Source organism: Pseudomonas sp. (genome assembly GCF_033723075.1).
In the GTDB taxonomy this organism is placed as follows: domain Bacteria; phylum Pseudomonadota; class Gammaproteobacteria; order Pseudomonadales; family Pseudomonadaceae; genus Aquipseudomonas.
In genome coordinates, this window is sequence record NZ_JAWVXU010000003.1 from 243,692 (window position 1) to 265,869 (window position 22,178).

Sequence of the window (22,178 nt, forward strand, 5' to 3'; positions counted from 1 at the left end):
ATTTGTGTACTTGTTGTGGCTAGGCGCTCAGGTTGCCCCAAGGGCTTATGTGCCGAACTTGGCACGCTACCGCCCCAGGATTTACCGTTGGTTTCCTGAGAACGTCAAATCATCAAATTTTACTGGCATGGCCAGGGTGTTGCCTTGATCTCGGCCAGGGCCGAGGCTTGTTCAGTTCTTTATTACGCTCAGCAGCGGCATGCTGATCTGTTGCTGGCGGTTGAGCATATTGAGCAGCAGTATCACGCGCTGCTCGCCGTCCATGGCCACGAAGATGGCGTCCAGCTCGGCAAAACCGCCTTCGGTGATGCGTACGCTATCTCCCGCTTCGAGAGCCGGTTTAACGGGCGCCGTTGTACGTTGTTGCAAGCGTTCGATCAAGTTGTTGTCGAGGCGCAGCGGTATGCCGCCGAAACCCACGACACGAATGACCCCACGGGTCGAGCGCAGCGGTGCCCAGTTGGCATCGGCTGCCAGCTGAATGAACAGATAACCGGGGAACAGCGATTCGGCGATGATTTGCCGACGGCCACACACTATCCGCTCGCAGCCATGCTGCGGCCGATAGCAGATGTAACCCTGGCGCAGCAGGTTTTGTTCTGCGCGCTCATCCTGGCGGGACTTGCAGTGCACGAGGTACCAACCAGGGGCCGTACCTGTGATGCAGTGGGTCGTTGCGGTGCTTACATTCATATGGGTAACAAGCAAATCGGCGCAGCATCTGCAGACCGACAATTCACTCCTGGTTGCAGCTGGCTTGGTTGGGCCGAGTGCATGGTTCGTTTAGGCCTAGCCAGCCGCTGGGATGGATAGGAAGGACTTTTGGCGGTTGGAGCCACATTTATTGGTGTTGCCTAGTGGTGGTTAGGCGGCGGCCTGTGGGATCGCCAGCGAGCTGGCTCCTACAAAGAGCGGTCTTCTTCACGGCTCACTTAATTTTTACATCCATGCGGGTCTCAAGCTGACTCCTACGGTAGTTAGGCATCGTTGGTGCCGCTGGGGATTATTAACTCCAGGTTACGTTGGGCCTGCTTGTAGAGCGCCTTGAGGCGTTCGCCGAGCTCGTGCTTGGCGCTGGTTTCGCCGTGGACGATGCGCACTTGGCTGGGCCAGTGGCGCATGCGTGTGACGAAACCCAGCAGGCCTTTTTGATCGGCATGGGCTGAGTAGCCGCCTATGGTATTGATTTTCGAACCAATCTTGTAGCGCTCCCCGTCTAAATCCACGTAACCACCGCGCGCACCATACATCTGGATGGCTCGGCCGGGCGTGCCTTGCGCTTGGTAACCGATGAAGAGTACGTCATGCCGAGGGTCATGCAGCATGGCTTTCAGGTAATTGACAATTCGACCGCTGCTGCACATACCGTTCCCTGCGATGACGATGGCCGGACGAGCGGTTGCTGCCAGATGGCGCACCATGGCCAGATGAGCCTGGTGACTGTCGATAGTTAGCAGTTGCTCGAAGCCCAGCGGGTTGCGACCTTGCTTGAGGCGCTGCAGGGCTTCGTTGTCCCAGAAGGGTTTCAGCTCGCGGTAGACTCGGGTGAAACGGCTGGCCAGGGGGGAATCGAGGATGATGGGGAGGGTGGGCCAGTCGATTTCTGTCTGGTTGCTTTTATTGGCTTTGCCCTTGGCTTCTCCCCTCACCCCTGCCCTCGGCTCGGGCATCCTGCTTCGCCCTACCTCCTGCATCCATGCAGTCGTCTCCCCAGAGGGGAGAGGGGGATTAAGAGCGGCTCTGCTCCCCTGCCCCTTGCTAACGCCATCGAGTTTTTTGCTGTGGATGATGTCTTCCAGCTCGTAGAGCAATTCCTGGGTGCGGCCGATGCTGAAGGCGGGGATCAGTACTGTGCCGTTGTTGGCCAGGGCTTGTTCGATGACGTTTTCCAGGCGCTTGCGGCGGGTGCGGCGGTCTTCGTGCAGACGGTCGCCGTAGGTGCTCTCGATCACCAGGATGTCGGCGCGGTACGGCGGCTTGGGTGCCGGCAACAGCGGCGCATGCGGTGCGCCCAGGTCGCCGGAGAAGACGATGCGTGTTTTCCCGCCGGTCTCAGGGTAGTGCAGATCGATTTCCACATAGGCCGAGCCGAGGATATGCCCGGCGCGCTGCAGGCGGATGCGGCAGATCAGGCTCTCCGTGTCCTGCAGGGTGAACCAGGTCTTGTAGGGCACGGCGATGATGCGCTGTTTGATCAGCTTGATGTAGCGCTCGACCTGTTTTTGATCGCGGCTGAAGCCAAGCTTGAAGGCATCTTCAAGCACAATGGGCAGCAGCTTGGCGGAGGGTTCGCTGCACAGGATCGGCCCCTTGAATCCGGCGGCTAGCAGGTAGGGGATGCGCCCGACGTGATCAATATGCACATGGGTGGCGACCAGAGCCTTGATCGTATCCAGGGGAAATTCGATAGCCAGGCGATCTGCGCCGGACTTGCCTTCAGGGGAGGTTTCCGCGCCCTGGAACAGGCCGCAGTCGATCAGCAGGCTGTGCTCGGCATCCATCAGCAATTGGTGGCAGGAGCCGGTCACGCCGTCTTTGGCGCCGTGATGGAGGATATCGGGGTAATCCATGTGGTCGATCCGTGTTAGTCCGTTAACGATGGCCGGCGGATGCTGCATTGCCGGCTGCGGTCCATTGCTTGTATTTGCAGCCTTGGTGCGCACGGCGCACCCTACGATCGGATGCCCTCAGCTATCGCTTGCCGTGTAGAAAAGCTTGCCCACCCGATCGATGTGTTCGATCAGCGCCGGATTATCCAGCAGCTCGTACAGGGAAAGATCGATTTTGTAGGGCAGCAATAAGTCATCCAGTTCTGTTTCGATTCGCAGCAGTTCCTGATAGGTCAAATCACCCTTGAGAGTGAGGTCGATATCCGAACCCGGGCGAAAATTTCCTTTGGCTCGCGAACCGTAGAGGATCGCTTGCCGGATACCAGGGCAACGATGAAACACCTGCTGAATGGCCTTGATACTTGCAGCCGGCAGGCCGCAGCTCTGCAACTCGCTCATGATTCTTTTGCCGCACGTTCGAGTAGAGTCTGCTCCAGCGCCTTCAACAATGGATGATGGTGCTGCTGGATGTTTTGCAATATGGCCTCAGCCGTCTCTTCGTTATAGGTATGCGATGTGCGATTACGATCTACCAGCATGTCCATCCAACCCTGCCCATCAGCCAACAGGCCTTTGCTGAAGCCTTCGCGGATTGCATCCCTTGAACCAACGATGCCCAGGATACCTTGCCAGACCAGATAATCCTTGAGACTGTTCCAGCCGAGTTCGTAGGTGTACTCGAAGGCCTGGATAACGCCCTGCTTTTCCAGTTTCGACAGGCTGCGTACCTGCATCAGAGCCATGGCCTCATCGAGTTGAGCCTGCGCCTTGTTGAAGTTTTGCAAGCGCTGCAGCCAGCGGATGTCTTCGTTGCTCATGCTGCTCCTTTATTCTCAACCTGTTCGCTTCAGTTTACGTTCGTTACGGGCAGGCAGGACGTGAAATAAGCCTGACCAGGCCGATATGTAGACTAATTGAAGCTTGGCCCGGACGCATTCCCACGCGGACGGTTCGACGCCTCGACGTGGGAATGATCAAAAACCTCCAGATTCAGGCCTTGGCGGAGCGCTTTCTTAACATCAGGCGAATCAGCGCGACAAATACGCCGAGCATGCCGCCCAGCACCACACCCAAGGCCACGATCAGGGGCTTTTTCGGCTTGATGGGCTGATCCGGCACGTCGACATCTCCGTCTTGCCGGAAGACCGCGACATTGCTCGGATCAACACTTACACCCGCGAATGACTGATATCGCGCTTCCAGGTTACGAAGCCCTGGGATGAACGGATCATCGGATGTACGCGCCAGCAGCACTTGTATTTCAGCGCGCAGAGCCTTGGCGCCACGCATGTACATCAAGCTGCCATCCATAAAGGCGGAAAGCTCGCTGTCATTTGAAACTCGCCCGGTTATAACCGGAGGATTATCCAGACCTATTGCCTCGGCAACCGTCAATGCCTCTTGCAATTGCCTGGTGCGATCGTTTCGGCGAGCTTTGGCGCTAGCACGCTCAGACTTGATTTGCTGTTCGATATTGCGAGCCTGCACCGCAAGTTCGCGCTCCGAATTCTGCAGCATTTCGTCCAATGACCGCTCAGCCACCTGATCGATATATTGCTTAGCCCAATTCGACGCTAGTTCAGGATTGTTGTGCTCGACAACAATGGAATAGCGCTCAGGCTGGTTTTTATCCAGAGACTTGACGCTGAACCTTCCACCAAACGCGCTGTAAAGACCATCTTGAGAGCCCGAGTGCTGCGCATCATTAAGGGACGGCAAATAGACGTCCCTGAAGAATTGGCGCTTGGACTTCTCGGACTGCAGATTGCGGGTAAAAACTGCATATACATCGTCAACCGAAAATGGCTTCAACCCATCCTCCCCCGTTCGCCCCAGGTTGAAACTGGCAATGTCGCTGAGAGAAGGCGGCAGTACTGCGGCACGCACCTCATATACCGGCTTGCTGAAAAAGGCATACGAAGCCGCACCCGCAGCGAACACCAAGGTAATCAGGACTATTAGCCATTTTTGCGTCCACAGACCGTAGAACAGCTCAACAAGATCGATTTCATCATCATTATTGGCTTGGCGCGGGTATGCTTGCTCGGTCACTGTAGATCCATTTTTGTCAAAAATTCGGTTACTCAAACGCAAGACCACTCATCTAGCCGAGGGCTTCGCAAGGGCCGCATTGTGCCAGCAACACCATGCAATACAAGCCCTTGCAGCTCACGATATTTAGGCACACCCGTCATCGCACAACTTACAACAGACTGCGATATAGACTCGCATAGCTGGCCACCATCTCTTCGGCAGAAAACAATGCATCAGCGCGCAGCGCTGCACGCCTGCCAATCGCCTCAGGCCGCGGCGGATAATCCCCGTCTGCATGGCCTGCCTAAGGGCTGCTGGATCGCCAGGAGGAATGACCCAACCTGTTTCATACGCAATATTGATATAGGCAATCCCCGTACCTATTTTCGCGCGAAATCATCGACGTGCCCTGCCGTACATAGCGCCTTCGAGCAGGGATATCCCAAAGGCTTCCGAACCCAGGTGAGCGAGGGAAACCATGGCATAGCAAAGGGTCAGGAGCGCGGCCTGTGCCCACGCGACTCCGTCTAAATCGACGTAACCACCGCGCTCACCAACTGCTCGAACCCACTGGGTTAACCACTTGAAACCACTCGACGAATTTCAGTTGACCTCTGAACCCCTCCGCTCGTACTTTACAAACCGTTTTAGCTCCCCAGCACTAGGATCAGGAATGACTCAAGCTCCGCACTCACAAAAGCACACCACACGCAAACTGGTGCATGCAGTAAGTCACTCCTGATGATTAAACACGCTTACTCTCCAGCAGCCCTGCTGCGCGGCGTGGCTGCCCAGCATTCCCTGATCCGGCAACTGATCTCGCGCGAAATCGCCACCCGTTATCAAGGTACCTTTCTCGGGCTGGCGTGGGCGCTGATAACCCCCCTGCTCCTACTTGGCATTTACACCTTCGTTTTCTCTGGTGTATTCAAGGCCCGCTGGCTCGGCGGAACGAACCATCTGGATTTCGCGCTTGCCTTGTTCGTTGGCATAATCCTGCACGCTTTCTTCGCAGAATGCCTGAACCGTGCACCCTCACTGATCCTGAACAACACCAATTACGTCAAAAAAGTCGTCTTCCCGCTCGATGCACTTCCCTGGATTTCGCTCGGCTCCGCCCTGGCCCAACTGTTCGTCAGTTATCTGGTGCTCCTGGCTGCCGTGCTGATCACACAAGGGCAGCTACCGCTGACCTGCCTGTTCTTCCCCCTGATCGTGCTACCGCTGGCCTTCGTGGCACTGGGCATCAGTTGGCTGCTGGCGGCCACCAGCGTATTCCTGCGCGACCTTGGGCAGATAACAGGCTTCCTGAGCACCGCCCTGCTTTTTCTCTCACCGATTTTCTACCCCCTCTCCGCATTACCCGAGAATCTCCAGCCGCTGGTCCTGGCCAACCCGCTCACCTTCATCATCGAGCAAAGCCGCGCGGTCATTTTGCACGGACAGATGCCCGATTTTCAGGGATGGGCAATCTATCTGGCCTTGAGTTTGCTAGTAGCCTGGCTGGGCTATGCCTGGTTCCAGCGACTGAGGAATGGATTTGCCGATGTCATCTAATAAAGAGCCCTTTATTCGGGTCAACCAGCTAAGCAAGTGCTACCAGGTCTATCGCCGCCCGCAGGATCGCCTCAAGCAGGCACTGGTACCGCGCCTGCAACGCCTGCTCATGATGAAGCCGCGGCAATTCTATCGGGAGTTCTGGGCCCTGCGCGGGGTCTCCTTCGAGATTCGCCGGGGTGAGACCGTAGGCATCGTCGGGCGCAATGGCTCGGGCAAATCCACCCTGCTGCAACTGATCTGCGGAACACTGAACCCGACGGGTGGCCACTGCGAAACCCATGGCACCATCGCTGCCCTGCTCGAACTCGGCACCGGTTTCAACCCGCAGTTCTCTGGCCTGGATAACGTATATCTCTACGGGCAGATCCTCGGCATGCCGCGCAGCCATATCGAACGGATCCTGCCCGACATCCTCGCCTTCGCGGATATCGGCAAGTTCATCCATCAGCCGGTGAAGACCTACTCCAGCGGCATGATGGTACGCCTGGCTTTCGCTGTTTCCGTGGCCCGTGAACCGGATATCCTGGTGGTGGACGAAGCCCTGGCGGTTGGTGACGAAGCGTTTCGCCGCAAATGCTTCGCCCGCATCGAAGCGCTACGCGAAAAAGGCACCACCATCCTCTTCGTCTCCCACGCCGCCGCCTTGGTGGTGGAACTCTGCGATCGCGCCCTGCTGCTCGATGGCGGCGAATTGCTGTTCGATGGCCCCCCCAAAGAAACCATAGCGTTCTACACCAAGCTGCTGTTCGCTCCCGAGACTCGCCGCGCCCATGTACGGCAGGAAATCCGCAAGGCTGCGGACGCCCCCACACCCTGCTCGAACATGAGCCCCGCGGTAGGGGCCTCCGCGGTCAACGAGCCAACCATCAGAGCCGAACGCCCGCACTATATCGAAGGCCTGGTATCACAAAGCCGGGTCGAGTACGAACAGCTCGGCGCGCTCATCATCGACCCGCATATCGAGACGCTCGAGGGGCAGCGGGTCAACTGCCTGGTCGCCATGCAGGAATACCTGTACCGCTATGACGTGCGCTTTCTTGAACACGCGCGCAACGTACAGTTCGGCATGTTGATCAAGACCATCAATGGCGTTCAGATCGGCGGCGCCAATCATCCAGCGGTCAACAAGTACCTGCCGGAGGTGAAGGCTGGGGAAACCTATCAGGTCAGCTTTAGTTTTCGCGCACTGATGAACCCCGGCACCTACTTCTTCAACGCCGGCCTGCAAGGGGAGACTGCGAGCCACCCCGAGCGCATCTATCTGCATCGCATTCTCGACGCGGTAATGTTCCGCGTCCAAGCCTACGAGGGACGCATGACAAACGCCTTGGTCAACTTCGACATTGCCTCGATGGCTACAAGTACGGAAGAGTAGGTAATGACAGACATGACAAAACGAATCGTGGTCGTACTTGGCATGCACCGCAGCGGCACCAGCGCGATTACTCGCGGCCTACAGGTACTCTCGCTGGATCTGGGCAACAAGTTGATCAGTGGCCTTCCCGGCAACAACGAAAAAGGCTTCTGGGAAGATGCCGAGATCAATGCCTTCAACGAAGCCCTGCTGAAGAAGCTGGATTCCGCCTGGCACCGCCTGGCCAAACTGGATGATCAGGCGCTGCTGCGCCCGGAGTTTTCGCTGGAGCGCAAGGCCGCTGCCACCCTCCTGCAGGGCAAGCTGCCAGACAATGCCGTGTTCGCCTTCAAGGATCCGCGCACCTCGATACTGCTGCCGTTCTGGCAGAACATCTTTACCCAGCTCGGCCTCTCGCCCAGCTATCTCATTACCATTCGCAACCCACTCGATGTGGCTGAATCGCTGCATAAACGTGATGGGTTTGCGCAAGTGAAAGGCCTGATGCTGTGGGCCAAATATGTGGTCGGTGCGCTTCGCGAAACACAGCAGCAGCAACGTGTATTCGTTACCTACGACGCCATGCTCGAAGCCCCTGCAGAGCAACTGGCGCGCATTGCCGACGCGCTCGAACTGCCGCCTCCGGAAGCCGCCCCACAAGCGCTGCGCGAATTCACCGAAGAGTTCCTGACCCCTGCCCTCAGGCATAACGTTGCGGCCCTTGATCGCCTTGGCGACAGGCTACAAGTCTCGCCGTTCGTGCACGAGCTCTACCAATTGCTGCAGCAGTTGGCCGCAGACAAGTTGCCGGCCAACGGCAAAGCCTTCGAACAGCGCTGGCAGGCGTTCGAGCAACGCTATATCGAATTCCTGCCGCTGCTGGCGCACTCCGACATGCTGGAAATAGTACGGGACCAAGCTAGCCGTGAGCGCGAGAACGCCATGCAGCAACTGGCGGTAGCCATTAACGCGCGGGATCAGGCGCTCACCGCCCAACAAGTACAGGCGGCGGCACATGACCAACTCATCGCCGAACTGAGCAACCAGCGGGTCCAGTTGGAGGTAACTACCTTTGAGAGGGAAAACGCCCTACAACAACTGGCGCTGATGGTCCACGAACGGGATCAAGCCCTCAGCAGCCAACAGGCACAGACGGTTTCGCATGACCAGGTGCTCGATGAACTGACCAAGCTGCGCATCCTGCTCGAGGAACTGCATGTCCAACATCGCGCGGCAGAGCAGGCCCTGAGCAAACTCACTCAGGAGCAAGCAGATACAAGCATTGCCTACCAGCACAGCCTGAGCGAAAAGGCCGACCTGGCGGATCAGCTCAGCTCCGCCCAGCAAGCCGTGCAAGCAGCCCAGACAAGCATCCACAGCCTGACCGAGGTACAAACCCTCCTCCAGCAAGAGCACCAAACTGCCCAGATGGAAGCCGCCCGGCTTACGGAAACCATTCACAAGCTGGAACGGTTGCGCACTCAAGACAGCCAGGAGTCGCAGTTGCTTAGAGAACAAGTCAGCAGCGCACAGGCACGCCTCGAAACCTTGGCCCAGGTGCAACAGCACCTGCAGGAAGAAAAAGCCGAGCTGATCGCCAGCCGCGACCAATTGCGGCAACAGCTAAAGCAGCTACAAAACCAGTGCACGGCCGAGCAACAGAATGCCCTGCACCTCAGCCAGCAGTTGGCGCAAACCAACGCCCAACTGGCGCGCATCCTCAGCAGCAAGTCCTGGGTCCTGACCAAACCACTGCGCTTCCTCCGCAGAAGCCTGATGACCCGGCCTTACTGGCTAATCCGCCGCCTCCTCTCTAACGGCGCGCACGCGACTTGGCACTCATTGCCCTTCCCCGTAGACGCCAAACAACGCTTCAAGAACGCCCTATTCAAGGGCCTGCCGTTCGTCTTCCGCAGGACCCAGGCCTACCGCAGCTGGCAGAACTTCACCGCGCCGATCAGCCATAACCTGCCCACGCCCAGCAGCGCTATTGCCCCGCCCTCGCCACTCCTGGCACCAGCCAGTGCCGAGTACATTCCCTTGCTCCAGGGCGCCCCGCTGAAGAACAAGCCGGTAAAGCTGATCTGCTTCTACCTGCCGCAGTTCCACCCCATCGCCGAGAACGATGCCTGGTGGGGCGAAGGCTTTACCGAATGGACCAATGTCCGTCCCGCCCAGCCGCAGTTCGCCGGTCACTACCAACCCCATGTGCCGGGTGAACTCGGCTACTACAGCCTGCTCGACCCGGCCGTGCAGCGGCGCCAGACCGAACTGGCCAAACTCTACGGCATCGAGGGTTTCTGCTTTTACTTCTACTGGTTCGGCGGCAAGCGCCTGCTGGAAACCCCGATCGAGAACTACCTGAAAGATCCCAGCCTGGACCTGCCCTTCTGCCTCTGCTGGGCCAACGAGAACTGGAGCCGCCGCTGGGACGGCCTGGACAGCGAAATCCTCATCGCCCAGCAACACTCGCCCGAAGACGACCTGGCCTTTATCGCCCATGTCGCCCAGTACATGCGCGATGCCCGCTATATCCGCATCGACGGCAAGCCGCTGCTCCTGGTCTACCGCCCCAGCCTGCTGCCTTCGGCCAAGGAAACCGCCGAACGCTGGCGCACCTGGTGCCGGACCAATGGCATCGGCGAAATCTACCTGGCCTACACCCAGTCCTTCGAGGCAGTCGACCCGGGCAAATACGGCTTCGACGCCGCCATCGAATTTCCGCCGAACAACTCCGCGCCGCCCAATATCACCGAGCAGGTCGAGCCACTGAAGGATGATTTTGCTTGTAATGTTTACGACTGGCGCATATTCGTCGAGCGTAGTCGCGACTACAAAAAGCCTGGGTACACCCTATTCCGCGGAGTCTGTCCGGCTTGGGACAACACCGCTCGCCGCAAAAATAGAAGCTCTGTTTTACTTAACAGTTCACCGCTGGGCTATCAACAATGGCTATATAACGCCATCGACGATACTTGCGAGCGCTTCAGCAATCCTGACCAGCGACTGATCTTTATCAATGCCTGGAATGAATGGGCGGAAGGCGCACACCTGGAGCCTGATCAGCGTTACGGTTACGCCTACCTGGAGGCAACGCGCATGGCATTGGTGCGTAAAACCCTGGCAACCAGTGTTTGCGAGCCGGACCTGAAGCGCCCAGTAGCCATTGTGATACATGCATTTTACGAAGATGTATTCGATGAAATACTGGACTATATAGAGAAGATCCGCTCGATACCACTCAAGCTTTACGTAACCACCACACACGAACAGCAGGAATCCATAGAGAAAAAGCTATCGCAGCAACGCCACGAGTTTACTCTGCTCCCTGTGATAAATCGTGGCCGCGACGTTCTGCCGTTTATCAAAATAATGCCGGAAATACTTAATGGCGGGCATGACTTTTTGATAAAGATCCATACAAAGAAATCAACACATCGGCAGGATGGCGATAAATGGCGGCGCGATTTATATGAAAAGCTACTGACGGAGCACGCCATTTTAAACTCCATTGCACATTTTCAAAGCAAGCCAGAAATTGGAATCCTTGGACCAACAGGCCATATTGTGCCAATGAGTTATTACTGGGGCTCAAATGCTAGTCGCGTAGAGAGCCTTGCCACAAGAATGGGCATACCCTCAGATAGCCTGAGCGCCTTAAATTTCGTTGCCGGCACAATGTTCATGGCCCGTTGTAAAGCCCTTATTCCTATCGCCAACCTAGCCTTGAGTGAAAATGATTTCGAGCCCGAAACAGGCCAAGTTGACGGGACTCTCGCTCACGCCATTGAGCGATCACTAACTGTTAGCGCATCCGCTACCAGCTTAGATGTTTGCTGCCAAAACAACATAGTCGTTGAAACTTACTCACATGCAAAAAGAATATTAACATGAACTTAATTATTCATATTGGCTGGCATAAAACCGGCACAACATCCATTCAAGAATTTCTACTAAATAACCAAGCTCCTTTGCAAGAGCACAGTAAGATTTACTACCCGAATGAAGGGCTTCTTCAATGCGCGCATCACGAACTTGCATGGTCTCTTCAAGAAAAAAAAACCTCCCCGTGGGGCGATCTACCACTGACAACGCCAAAAGCTATAATTGAGGCCGCCATAGCTAATGCAAGAACTCATAATTGCGAAAATATAATATTCAGCTCTGAAGAATTTTGCACTCTATCCAAGGAGCAAATAAAACTTCTTCACACAATAACAAGCAACACCAAAAGTACAATCTCGATAGTTGCATACATAAGAAGACAAGACTTAATCATAGAGTCCTCCTACAACATGGAAGTAAAATGGTGGGGCACTCGCCTCACTGAAGACTTCCTCACATATGTAAAAAGAAAAACTCCGTACATCAAGTACAATCATACCCTAGAATTATGGGCCGATATATTTGGCAAAGACCAAATCAAGGTAATCCCTTACTCCCCCGAAGATTTTTTAGAAAATGACATACGACTAGACTTCTGCAGCACTGCAAACATAACACCCCGGGGCTTACATTTTAAAAAAGAAAGAATAAATGACTCGCTAGCCCCCAAAACTCTTGAGTTCCTAAAAACCATAAACAACATTCCACTACCCCAAACAACACACAACAAAATAGTCACAAGGCTATTCAAATACGACAACCAGAATAATTCGCCGAAATGCATTTTATTCACGGAAGAGCAAAGGATAAAATTCATGGAAGAATTGAACGAATCAAACATGCAGCTCGAAAAATTCACCACAAACCTTTCGCCACTTATCCTGACCAGCGAAAACCTTCCACCAAAAAATACACACAACCTTACAATGGAAGAATTTCAAGAAATAATTGAGTTTGCAACTTTAGGAGATCCACATTGAGCACCTTTAATTTCTCTCACACGGGGATATGCTCCATATGTGAACGCGCTGTAACATTCAGGGCCTCAACCTCTTGGTTTAGGGATTTTCTGATATGCGACTCATGCAAATCAATACCACGCGAAAGGGCTTTGATGCATGTTATTCAGATGTATTTTCCGAATTATAAAGAGCTGACCATTCATGAGTCATCGCCAGCCAATCGGGGCACAAGCCCCAAGCTGCGCAAGGAGTGTCCGGGCTATACTTCTTCCCAGTTCTTTCCCAACGTCCCGCCTGGTTCCATTCATGGTTCAAGCGGATTTCGCTGCGAAAATCTTGAGGCCATGACGTTTGCCGCCCAGAGCTTCGATCTATTCATTACTCAGGATGTAATGGAGCACATTTTCGATCCAGCAGCGGCTTTTAAAGAAATCGCTCGAGTCCTAAAACCTGGTGGGGCTCATATTTTCACGGTCCCACTGATCAATAAAGGCAAAAAAAGCGAGTGCTGGGCTTCCCGCACCGATGAGGGTGAAATCATTCACCACCACGAACCTGAGTATCATGGCAACCCTGTCGATGCCAGCGGCTCTTTGGTGACAATGCACTGGGGCTATGATATTGCCAGTTACATATCAGACACAGCACACACGCCCACTACAATTATAATGATCGACGATATAGACCAAGGTATTCGCGCCGAATATATTGATGTTCTGGTCAGCCGGAAGAAATGAACAATGAGTGAAAACGCCTTCTTTTCTGACTACCCGCGCTTCTATGCAACCAGCCAGACTTCAGCCATTCCGGATCGCCTGAATTGTCGCTATCAAAGCATTATTCAAGCGAACCAGAACATCATCGCCGGCAAACGACTGCTCGACATAGGAAGCCATGACGGACGCTGGACTTTTGCCGCACTGCAAGCCGGCGCCCAGCATGTAACGGGCATTGAGCCACGCGCAGAGCTTATCGACAACGCAGTCAGCAATATGCAGGCTTACGGAATCGATGAGAGTTCGTACGCATTTATAAAAGATGACGTTTTCAACTTTCTCAGAAGCCACACGAATGAAATAGACGTCGTTTTATGTCTCGGCTATTTCTACCACACAATCCAGCATGTCGAACTCGTCAAGCTAATGGCTGGTACTCAAGCCCGCCACATAATTCTGGATACAGAAGTTTTCCCTACAAACACCCCCTACCACTCATCACCCACGCCTCGTCAGCTCAAAGAGCGCTCAGCGAGGGAAGACAACTTCGTCATCCAGCTTATAAAAGACCCCGTAGCGCAAGAAATGATGGCGACCGAAGATGCTTTTACTGAGGACGGGATGACAATTGTCGGCCGCCCATCCGTAGGTGCCATTCATTTCATATTTGAGCACTTCGGGTTCGAAGTCCAGGAAATCGACTGGGACACGCTTCTCGCACAAAGCGCAGAGGGGCTCAATGATTACCAAGAAGGCTGGCGTAAAACTTTTTTATGCTCACGCAAATAGCCCTACCACCTCGGGAAGCTCGCATAACAGGGTATCTGTACAGTATGGATGTACGGTATGGAAATCTGCCGAGAGGTATAGTCACGCTTCAACATGTACGGTTTCAACCCCCGAAGGTGTTCTATATATACCGAATGACCCTATGCAGAAGCTGAGCACTTAGCGGTTACCTAGTCAACGCACAGTTTTTAACCAGATTCGGGGAATAAGCCCCCACCAAGCCAGTACGCTATCACCATGAACAACCTTTCCACCGACATTCCTGCTACCTCTTCCAGGGTGGCCTTTGCCGAACGGCCTGCCGTCGGCGTGATTATCGTCAACTGGAATACCTTCGACGTGCTCGAACGCTGCCTGGCTGCCTTGGCCGAACAGCAGGCGCCCATCCATAGAACCATCGTTATCGATAACGCCAGCAACAGCCCACCCGAGGAGCTGCCCAGCAAGCGCCCGGCAGATACCCGTTATATCCGCCTGGCAGAGAACCTCGGTTTCGCCAAGGCCAATAACCTGGCGATGGCCGAGCTACAGGATTGCCGGTGGGTGGCGCTGGTCAACCCCGATGCCTTTCTCGCACCCGATTGCCTGCAGCAATTATTGCTGGCGGCCATGCAATGGCCGCAGGTGGCCTGTTTCGGTGCGGTAACGCTGATGGCGCATGACCCGGCACGGCTGGACGGCATCGGCGACGCCTACCATGCCAGCGGCCTGTGCTGGCGCCTGGGGCATGGCGAACCGGTAAGCGAGTCGGAGTTGCTGGATCGGCCGATATTTTCCCCCTGTGCCGCGACGGCGCTGTACCGCCGCGATATTTACCAAGCCGTCGGCGGGCTGGACGAAGACTTCTTCTGCTACTGCGAGGATGTCGACCTGGGCTTTCGCCTGTGGCTGGCCGGCTATGAGTGTCGCCTGGTGCCGAGCGCCCGCGCCCTGCATGTCGGCTCGGCGTCCAGCGGGGGGCAGAAGAGCGATTTCGCCCTTTACCATGGGCACCGCAACCTGGTCTGGACCTATGTGAAGAACATGCCAGGCGCGCTCTTCTGGCTCCTGCTGCCCGCCCACCTACTCATGAACCTGTTGACCACACTGGTTTATATATACCGCGGCCGTGGGCGAGTGCTACTCCGTGCCAAGCGGGATGCCCTCCGCGGTCTGCCACGCATGTGGCGCAAGCGCCGCGAGATCCAGGCACAACGTAAAACCAGCCTGATGAACATCTGGCGCTTGCTGGAAAAAGGCCTGGGCCGCCGCCGGCGCGACATCGCCAAACGGCCGTTGCCGTAATATGCTGCACAGTGAAAACCCTAGCGCCGCTAGTCGCGGCTACCCTGTTGGAACTGCCCGTGCTAACCAAAACACTGGCTTTTGGCCAAACCTTGGTTAGTAGCAACGATCTTTGCTGAAGTGAAGGATAGGAAATGAAGCCTGAGAATATCGTTTGGCAAGATGGCCACGTTTCCCGAGAAGAACGTGGCCGTCTCTTCGGCCAGAACCCGGCGACCATCTGGATGACCGGGTTGAGTGGCGCCGGCAAGTCCACCCTGGCCTTCGCCCTGGAAGCACGTCTGCTCGCCATGGGCCACGCCTGCTTCGTCCTCGATGGCGACAACGTGCGCCATGGGCTGAACCGTGACCTGGGCTTCTCCCCTGAGGACCGCTGCGAAAATATCCGCCGGGTGGCCGAAGTCGCGCGACTGATGAACGAGGCCGGCCTGATCGTCATCACCTCCTTTATCTCGCCCTACCGCGAAGACCGCCTGCAGGCCAGCCAGATCATCGGCCCGGAAGCCTTTCTCGAAGTGCATGTGGCCACCTCGCTGGAGACCTGCGAACAACGAGACGTCAAGGGTCTCTACAAACGAGCCCGCGCAGGCGAGGTGCGCGACTTCACCGGGATCAACTCGCCCTATGAGCCGCCGCAGAACCCGGCCCTGACCGTGGACACCGAGGGCTGCCATATCAGCGAGACGGTGGGACATATCCTCGAGGTACTGCAACCGCGTATCAACGATTACCTCCAGCCACTTGCCGAACCATAGAGAGCACCACACGCAGATGCGCGAGAGCATTCTGCAGTAGTGGCTGGCCGTTAATCTGCACCTGTTGGATTTTCTGCTCGACACATTGCCTGGCCCCACGGCTTACCCTTCTTCACGGCGAGCCGTGGGGCCGTACGTCCTGAAGACAGGCTCGATACAAAACGTAGACGGCACTCACCGCCACTGAGAGAGGAGCTTGCTTTTGGAGTTACTCGGAACGAAGGACAGGGTTTCCGTGATCATTGTCAATTACAATGCAGGCCCCTACCTGAGCCGCTGCCTGGTCAGTTGCAGTGCCCAGGCCGCGGAAATCATCCTGGTGGATAACGCCTCCAGCGACGACAGCCTGGAGCAGGCGACCCAGGCCATTCCTGCCGATACCCGTCTGAAGATCATACGCAACCACAATAACCTGGGTTTCGCCCGGGCCTGCAATCAGGGCGCCGCCGCAGCCGAGGAGGATTTCCTGCTGTTTCTCAACCCCGACTGCGAATTGGCGCCCGATGCAATGTGCAGCCTGCTGCATGCGGCCAACAGCCATCCATCCGTAGGCATGGTCGGCGGCCTGTTGCTCAATGCGGATGGCAGCGAACAGGCCGGTGGCCGCCGCTCGGTACCGACGCCCTGGCGCACCTTTGTCCGAGCCTTCGGCCTCGCCAGCCTCGCCCAGCGTTATCCGCGATTGTTTTCGGACTATCTGCTGCATCTCACCCCCCTACCCGAGGCAGCAGTCGAGGTGGAAGCCATTTCCGGTGCTTGCATGTTGGTGCCCCGGCATGCCCTGGAACGAGTCGGCGGCCTGGATGAGGGCTACTTCATGCACTGCGAAGACCTGGACTGGTGCATGCGCTTCCGTGCCGCCGGCTCTCGCATTCTGTTCGAACCCGGCGCCCGGGTAACCCACCATAAAGGGCGCTGTAGCGTGGCCCGCCCTTTTTTCGTCGAGTGGCACAAACACCGGGGCATGGTGCGCTTTTACCGCAAGTTCTTCCGCCATCAATACCCCGGGCTACTGATGGGCCTGGTCATTTGCGGCGTATGGCTGCGCTTTGCCGCAGTCGTCTGCTATCTCCTGCTGAAACGCATACGGTCGTGGGGCAAGCCGAATGACTGATGGCGGCGTGGGCGTTCTGGGCGCACGCAGCCTGGTGGGTAGCAGCCTGCTTGCGGTGCTGGCTGATGCGCAGTATCAGGTTACGGCCTTTTCCAGGTCTGTCCAGGAGGTCGCAACGGATGCGCAGGTCGAGTGGCGGCACTTTTCCCCGCCGGGAGGCGCCACCGCGCCTGCCAAACCTATTCGCCGCTGGATCAGCCTGCTGCCCATCTGGGTGCTCGTTGACCTCCTACCGCAGCTTTCCGCCATGGGCGCCCAGAGGGTGATAGCCCTTTCGTCCACCAGCCTGATTGCCAAGGATCATTCCCCGGATCCGCGCGAGCGCCAGTTGGCCCAACGTCTGGCGGACAGCGAAGCAGCCTTCGAGACCTGGGCCGAAAGCCACCGCGTCGACTGGCTCATCTTGCGCCCTACCCTGATATACGGGCACGGCCGGGATGGCAATGTAACCGAGATGGCTCGAACCATCCGGCGTTTGGGCTTCTTTCCGGTTTTCGGCAAGGCCCTGGGGTTGCGTCAGCCCGTGCATGCAGACGATGTCGCGATGGCTTGCCTGGCCGCCCTGAACAAATCGCTCACGGCCAAGACTTATGCCTTGTCTGGAGCCGAAGTGCTGAGCTACCGCGATATGCTGAGCAGAATATTCGTCGCCCTGGGAAAACCACCGCGGATCGTGCACCTACCTTTACCACTGTTTCGCTTTGCCTTGCTGCTGCTGCGCTGCCTCCCCCGCTACCGCGACTGGACACCTGGAATGGCGGAACGGATGAACCGCGACCAGGCCTTCTCCCACAGCGCCGCCGCCGAGGATCTCGATTTCCACCCGCGCGCTTTCACCCTGACCCGGGAGGATCTTCCCCAGCCTGGGGCATGAGCAACCACCTATGAATTTGACCAGTATTCAAGATGAGTCGGCCCATGGCGCTTTTTGCGAAAGCGCGCCAGTTCAGCAACACGTGCGGCGCGCCTCTACAGGCCACTCGTCTTGCTGGCTGCCAGGCAAGCAACCGATCATGACGGGCGTGGCGCCCATCCCGGCTCACTCACTGAACTCCAGTAAAAAAGGCAATTGATATGCGAATTCTGGTCACCGGCGGCGCCGGTTTTATCGGTTCGGCGCTGATTCGCCACCTGCTCAACGACACCGAGCACCAGGTGCTCAACCTCGACAAGCTGACCTACGCCGGCAACCTGGAGTCGCTGGCCGGCGTCGCGGACAACCCGCGCTACCGCTTCCTCCAGGCCGATATCGGCGACAGCGCGGCGGTCAGTCGGGCCCTGGCCGAGTTCCAGCCGGACGCGATCATGCACCTGGCGGCCGAATCCCATGTGGACCGTTCCATCGACGGCCCGGCAGCCTTTATCCAGACCAATATCGTCGGCACCTATGCCCTGCTGGAAGCCACCCGCGCCTATTGGCTGCAGTTGGACCAGGCGCGCAGGCAGGCCTTCCGCTTTCACCATATTTCCACCGACGAGGTGTACGGCGATCTGCATGGCGTTGATGAGCTATTCACCGAAAACACGCCCTATGCCCCCAGCTCGCCCTACTCGGCGAGCAAGGCGGCCTCCGACCACCTGGTCCGCGCCTGGCAGCGCACCTACGGACTGCCGGTGCTGGTGACCAACTGCTCGAACAACTACGGTCCCTATCACTTTCCGGAGAAGCTAATCCCGCTGGTGATCCTCAACGCCCTGGAAGGCAAACCGCTACCTGTGTACGGCAACGGCCAGCAGGTGCGCGACTGGCTGTATGTCGAGGACCATGCCCGCGCCCTGCTGAAGGTGGTGAGCGAAGGCCGAGTCGGCGAGACCTACAACATTGGCGGGCACAACGAGCAGACCAATCTGCATGTCGTGGAGAGTATCTGCGCGCTGCTCGATGAACTGGCGCCTCTGGAGGGGAATCTAGGAGCGGGAATGAGGGATGGGGACAACGCCGCCCCGCATTCCTACAAGGAACTGATCACCTTCGTCGCCGACCGTCCCGGCCACGACCAGCGTTACGCCATCGACGCCAGCAAGATCGAGCGCGAGTTGGGCTGGAAACCGCAGGAAACGTTCGAAAGCGGCCTGCGCAAAACCGTGCGCTGGTACCTGGACAATCTGGACTGGTGCCGGAGGGTTCGGGGATGAGTATTCGCCCGCACTATCAATTGCAAGCCTGGCAAGTGAGCATGCAGTTGGTGAAATTGACCTATTCATGGTCGAAGTCGTTTCCGGCAGAGGAAAAGTTCGGACTAACATCACAGACCAGGCGCGCGGCGGTCTCAATCCCTTCGAATATTGCAGAGGGCGCGGCAAGAAAAAGTTCGCGTGAGCTCGTTTATTTTTGAATGTTGCACGAGGCTCGTTAAGTGAGCTGAACACTCAATATTTGATAGCCGTTGACCTTGAGTTTGCCCAGCCTGATTCGGTACTGAGCGACTGCATCGAACACGCTTCACGCTTAATTACGGGCTTGCTCAAACGCCATGCCCCCAAGGAGTAGCAATGTCACTCATCCCTCATTCCCCATCCCCTTCGTCCCTGCCGCCCTCGCGCAAAGGCATCATCCTCGCCGGCGGCTCCGGCACCCGCCTGCATCCGATCACCCTTGGCGTGTCCAAGCAACTGCTGCCGATCTACGACAAACCGATGGCCTACTACCCGGTCTCGGTGCTGATGCTCGCCGGCATCCGTGAAATCCTGATCATCTCCACCCCGCACGACCTGCCGCAGTACCGGAATCTGCTGGGCGACGGCAGCCAGTTCGGCGTGCAATTCAGCTATGCCGAGCAACCCGCGCCTGATGGCTTGGCCCAGGCGTTCCTGATCGGCGAGTCGTTCATCGGCGACGACGCGGTGTGCCTGATCCTCGGCGACAACATCTTTCACGGCCAGCACTTCACCGAGCAGCTCAAGCGCGCCGCGGACCAGCCATCGGGAGCGACAGTGTTCGGCTATTTGGTCAAGGATCCGGAGCGCTTCGGCGTGGTCGAGTTCGACCAGCACGGCCAGGCCATTTCCATCGAGGAGAAGCCGGCGCAGCCCAAGTCGAGCTATGCGGTAACCGGCCTGTACTTCTACGACAACGCGGTGGTCGACATCGCCAAGGCGGTACGCCCCTCGGCCCGTGGCGAGCTGGAGATTACCGACGTCAACAATGCCTACCTGGCGCGCGGCGAACTGCGTGTCGAGCGTCTGGGCCGCGGTTTCGCCTGGCTCGATACCGGTACCCATGACAGCCTCCTGGAGGCCTCGCAGTACGTGCAGACCATCGAGCACCGCCAGGGACTGAAGGTCGCCTGCCTAGAAGAGATCGCCTACCACAATGGCTGGATCGACCGTGAGCAGTTGCTCATGCAGGCCCAGGCCCTCGGCAAGACAGGCTACGGCCAATATTTGATGCGAATGCTGGATGAATGAGGGGATGGGGAATGGGGAATGGGGAAGCGCCCAATCCTCATCCCTCATTCCTCATCCCCCAAGGAGACCTTCTTGAAAGTCATTGAAACAGCATTACCGGGTGTCCTGATCCTCGAACCCAAGGTATTCGGCGACGAACGCGGCTTCTTCTACGAGAGCTTCAACGCCCGCGCCTTCGCCGAGGCCACCGGCCTGACGCGCGAGTTCGTCCAGGACAACCACTCGCGCTCACAGCGCGGCGTGCTGCGCGGCCTGCATTACCAACTGCAGCAAGCCCAGGGCAAGCTGGTGAGAGTCAGCTCCGGCGAGGTCTACGACGTGGCGGTGGATATCCGCCGCGGTTCGCCGAACTTCGGCCGCTGGGTCGGCGTGCACCTGTCCGCCGAGAACAAGCGCCAGCTGTGGGTGCCGGAAGGCTTCGCCCACGGCTTCCTGGTACTCAGCGAATTCGCCGAATTCCTCTACAAGACCACCGACTACTACGCCCCGGCCCATGAACGCTGCATCCGCTGGGACGACCCGAGCCTGGCCATCGACTGGCCGTTCGCCGAGGCGCCGCAGCTGTCGGGCAAAGACCAGGCCGGCCTCAGCCTGGCCGATGCGGAGGTTTTCCCATGAGGATCCTGCTGCTCGGCGAACACGGCCAGGTCGGCCGCGAACTGCAACTGAGCCTGCAGGGCCAGGGCGAGCTGATCGTGCGCGGCAGTGCCCGGCTCGACCTGACCCAGCCCGAGCAGATCCGCCGTCAGGTGCGCGAGCTGCGCCCCGCGCTGATCGTCAACGCCGCCGCGCACACCGCGGTCGACCAGGCAGAGAACGAGCCCGAGCGGGCCTTTGCGATCAACACCACAGCGCCCGGCGTGCTGGCCGAGGAAGCCGCCGACCTGGGCGTGCCGCTGCTCCATTACTCCACCGACTACGTGTTCGACGGGCGCAAGCCGGCACCCTATGCCGAGGACGATGCGCCCAACCCGCTCGGTGTCTACGGCCAGAGCAAGCTGGCCGGCGAGCGGGCGATCCAGGCCGTCGGCGGCGCCCACCTGATCCTGCGCACCAGCTGGGTCTACTCGCTGCACGGGCGCAACTTTCTGCGGACCATGCAACGCCTGTTGCAGGAGCGCGACAGCCTGAATGTAGTAGCCGACCAGATCGGCGCACCGACCTGGGCTGGCAGCATCGCCAGCGCCACCGCGCAATTGATCCAGCACTGGCGCAACGGCCAAGCCGGCCCCTGGGGCCTCTTTCACCTGACGGCCCAGGGCGAAACCTCCTGGTTCGGCTTCGCCAGCGCCATCGCCGAGCAGTTGCGCGCCCAGGGCAAGGCGGTGGCGCAGTTGCAGGCCATCCCTAGCAGCGCCTACCCGACCCCGGCGCAGCGCCCACTCAACTCACGGCTCGACTGCACGCGCCTGCAACGCGACTGGCAGCTCCAGTTGCCAGACTGGCACAGCGCGCTGCTCGAGTCCCTGCACAGCCCGCGCGCCTGACGAGCACCACCACGCTTGACGAGCCCGGCGCTGGGAGGAATCGGTACAGTGTCGCCGCCTCGTAAGAATCGTTTCCTGGTCGAGCCTTGCTCGCAGAGGGCGTGGTCGGGTGTGTAGGAGCCAGTTTGCTGGCGATGCGCAACGGACGTGAACGATCGCCAGCAAACTGGCTCCTACAGAATGCTGTCGGACGTAAGCGCTGCGCTGGGTGACATGACATC

Annotated in this window: 19 protein-coding genes and 1 pseudogene; 15 read left to right on the forward strand and 5 right to left on the reverse strand. The window is 57.7% G+C overall.

Annotated features, from left to right (window positions below; all coding sequences use genetic code 11):
* Positions 1–171: 171 nt before the first annotated feature.
* The 5 genes from rfaH to R3355_RS05490 all read right to left on the reverse strand — a co-directional run bounded on the left by rfaH (position 172) and on the right by R3355_RS05490 (position 4,661).
* Positions 172–693: a transcription/translation regulatory transformer protein RfaH gene (gene rfaH, locus R3355_RS05470; protein ID WP_318960379.1), complete on the reverse strand. Its 522-nt coding sequence runs from the start codon at positions 691–693 to the stop codon at positions 172–174.
* A gap of 284 nt (positions 694–977) precedes the next feature.
* Positions 978–2,570: an MBL fold metallo-hydrolase gene (locus tag R3355_RS05475; protein WP_318960380.1), complete on the reverse strand. Its 1,593-nt coding sequence runs from the start codon at positions 2,568–2,570 to the stop codon at positions 978–980.
* A 117-nt stretch (positions 2,571–2,687) separates the two neighbouring features.
* Entirely contained in the window at positions 2,688–3,008 is a 321-nt protein-coding gene (locus tag R3355_RS05480; RefSeq protein WP_318960381.1) for a nucleotidyltransferase domain-containing protein, read from the reverse strand.
* Positions 3,005–3,427, reverse strand: a complete 423-nt coding sequence (locus R3355_RS05485; RefSeq protein ID WP_318960382.1) for a nucleotidyltransferase substrate binding protein — start codon at positions 3,425–3,427, stop codon at positions 3,005–3,007. The genes R3355_RS05480 and R3355_RS05485 overlap by 4 nt, the downstream gene beginning before the upstream one ends.
* Positions 3,428–3,599: 172 nt before the next feature.
* A complete protein-coding gene (locus tag R3355_RS05490) occupies positions 3,600–4,661 on the reverse strand; it encodes an LPS O-antigen chain length determinant protein WzzB (RefSeq protein ID WP_318960383.1) in 1,062 nt (353 codons plus the stop codon).
* Positions 4,662–5,384: 723 nt separating this feature from the next.
* Here R3355_RS05490 and R3355_RS05495 point away from each other — a divergent pair.
* The 15 genes and pseudogenes from R3355_RS05495 (at position 5,385) to rfbD (ending at position 21,957) form a co-directional block, all read left to right on the forward strand.
* On the forward strand, positions 5,385–6,200 hold the full coding sequence (locus R3355_RS05495; RefSeq protein ID WP_318960384.1) for an ABC transporter permease: 816 nt from the start codon (positions 5,385–5,387) through the stop codon (positions 6,198–6,200).
* On the forward strand, positions 6,190–7,578 hold the full coding sequence (locus R3355_RS05500) for an ABC transporter ATP-binding protein (RefSeq protein WP_318960385.1): 1,389 nt from the start codon (positions 6,190–6,192) through the stop codon (positions 7,576–7,578). Before R3355_RS05495 ends, R3355_RS05500 begins: the two co-directional genes overlap by 11 nt.
* A 3-nt stretch (positions 7,579–7,581) precedes the next feature.
* Complete coding sequence (locus tag R3355_RS05505; protein WP_318960386.1) at positions 7,582–11,451, forward strand: glycoside hydrolase family 99-like domain-containing protein; 3,870 nt, start codon at positions 7,582–7,584, stop codon at positions 11,449–11,451.
* Entirely contained in the window at positions 11,448–12,422 is a 975-nt protein-coding gene (locus R3355_RS05510; RefSeq protein WP_318960387.1) for a hypothetical protein, read from the forward strand. The genes R3355_RS05505 and R3355_RS05510 overlap by 4 nt, the downstream gene beginning before the upstream one ends.
* A 134-nt stretch (positions 12,423–12,556) precedes the next feature.
* The gene (locus tag R3355_RS05515; RefSeq protein WP_318960388.1) at positions 12,557–13,141 is read left to right on the forward strand and encodes a class I SAM-dependent methyltransferase; all 585 of its coding nucleotides are present in this window, start codon (positions 12,557–12,559) and stop codon (positions 13,139–13,141) included.
* Between the two features lie 3 nt (positions 13,142–13,144).
* A complete protein-coding gene (locus tag R3355_RS05520; protein WP_318960389.1) occupies positions 13,145–13,909 on the forward strand; it encodes a class I SAM-dependent methyltransferase in 765 nt (254 codons plus the stop codon).
* 237 nt (positions 13,910–14,146) lie between these two features.
* Complete coding sequence (locus R3355_RS05525) at positions 14,147–15,193, forward strand: glycosyltransferase family 2 protein (RefSeq protein ID WP_318960390.1); 1,047 nt, start codon at positions 14,147–14,149, stop codon at positions 15,191–15,193.
* Between the two features lie 134 nt (positions 15,194–15,327).
* Positions 15,328–15,948, forward strand: a complete 621-nt coding sequence (gene cysC, locus R3355_RS05530) for an adenylyl-sulfate kinase (protein WP_318960391.1) — start codon at positions 15,328–15,330, stop codon at positions 15,946–15,948.
* Between the two features lie 235 nt (positions 15,949–16,183).
* Entirely contained in the window at positions 16,184–17,062 is an 879-nt protein-coding gene (locus R3355_RS05535; RefSeq protein WP_318960392.1) for a glycosyltransferase family 2 protein, read from the forward strand.
* Positions 17,055–17,936, forward strand: a complete 882-nt coding sequence (locus R3355_RS05540; protein ID WP_318960393.1) for an NAD-dependent epimerase/dehydratase family protein — start codon at positions 17,055–17,057, stop codon at positions 17,934–17,936. The genes R3355_RS05535 and R3355_RS05540 overlap by 8 nt, the downstream gene beginning before the upstream one ends.
* Positions 17,937–18,136: 200 nt before the next feature.
* A complete protein-coding gene (gene rfbB, locus R3355_RS05545; RefSeq protein ID WP_318960394.1) occupies positions 18,137–19,198 on the forward strand; it encodes a dTDP-glucose 4,6-dehydratase in 1,062 nt (353 codons plus the stop codon).
* A pseudogene (locus R3355_RS05550) lies at positions 19,195–19,553 on the forward strand (four helix bundle protein). The gene rfbB and the pseudogene R3355_RS05550 overlap by 4 nt, the downstream one beginning before the upstream one ends.
* Positions 19,554–19,555: 2 nt before the next feature.
* Positions 19,556–20,470: a glucose-1-phosphate thymidylyltransferase RfbA gene (gene rfbA, locus R3355_RS05555; RefSeq protein ID WP_318960395.1), complete on the forward strand. Its 915-nt coding sequence runs from the start codon at positions 19,556–19,558 to the stop codon at positions 20,468–20,470.
* Between the two features lie 72 nt (positions 20,471–20,542).
* Positions 20,543–21,088 carry a dTDP-4-dehydrorhamnose 3,5-epimerase gene (gene rfbC / locus R3355_RS05560; protein ID WP_318960396.1) on the forward strand — a complete coding sequence of 182 codons (546 nt, stop codon included), beginning with the start codon at positions 20,543–20,545 and terminating at the stop codon, positions 21,086–21,088.
* Positions 21,085–21,957 (forward strand): dTDP-4-dehydrorhamnose reductase, encoded by an 873-nt coding sequence (gene rfbD, locus R3355_RS05565; protein WP_318960397.1) that lies wholly within the window; start codon positions 21,085–21,087, stop codon positions 21,955–21,957. Before rfbC ends, rfbD begins: the two co-directional genes overlap by 4 nt.
* Positions 21,958–22,178: the final 221 nt, after the last annotated feature.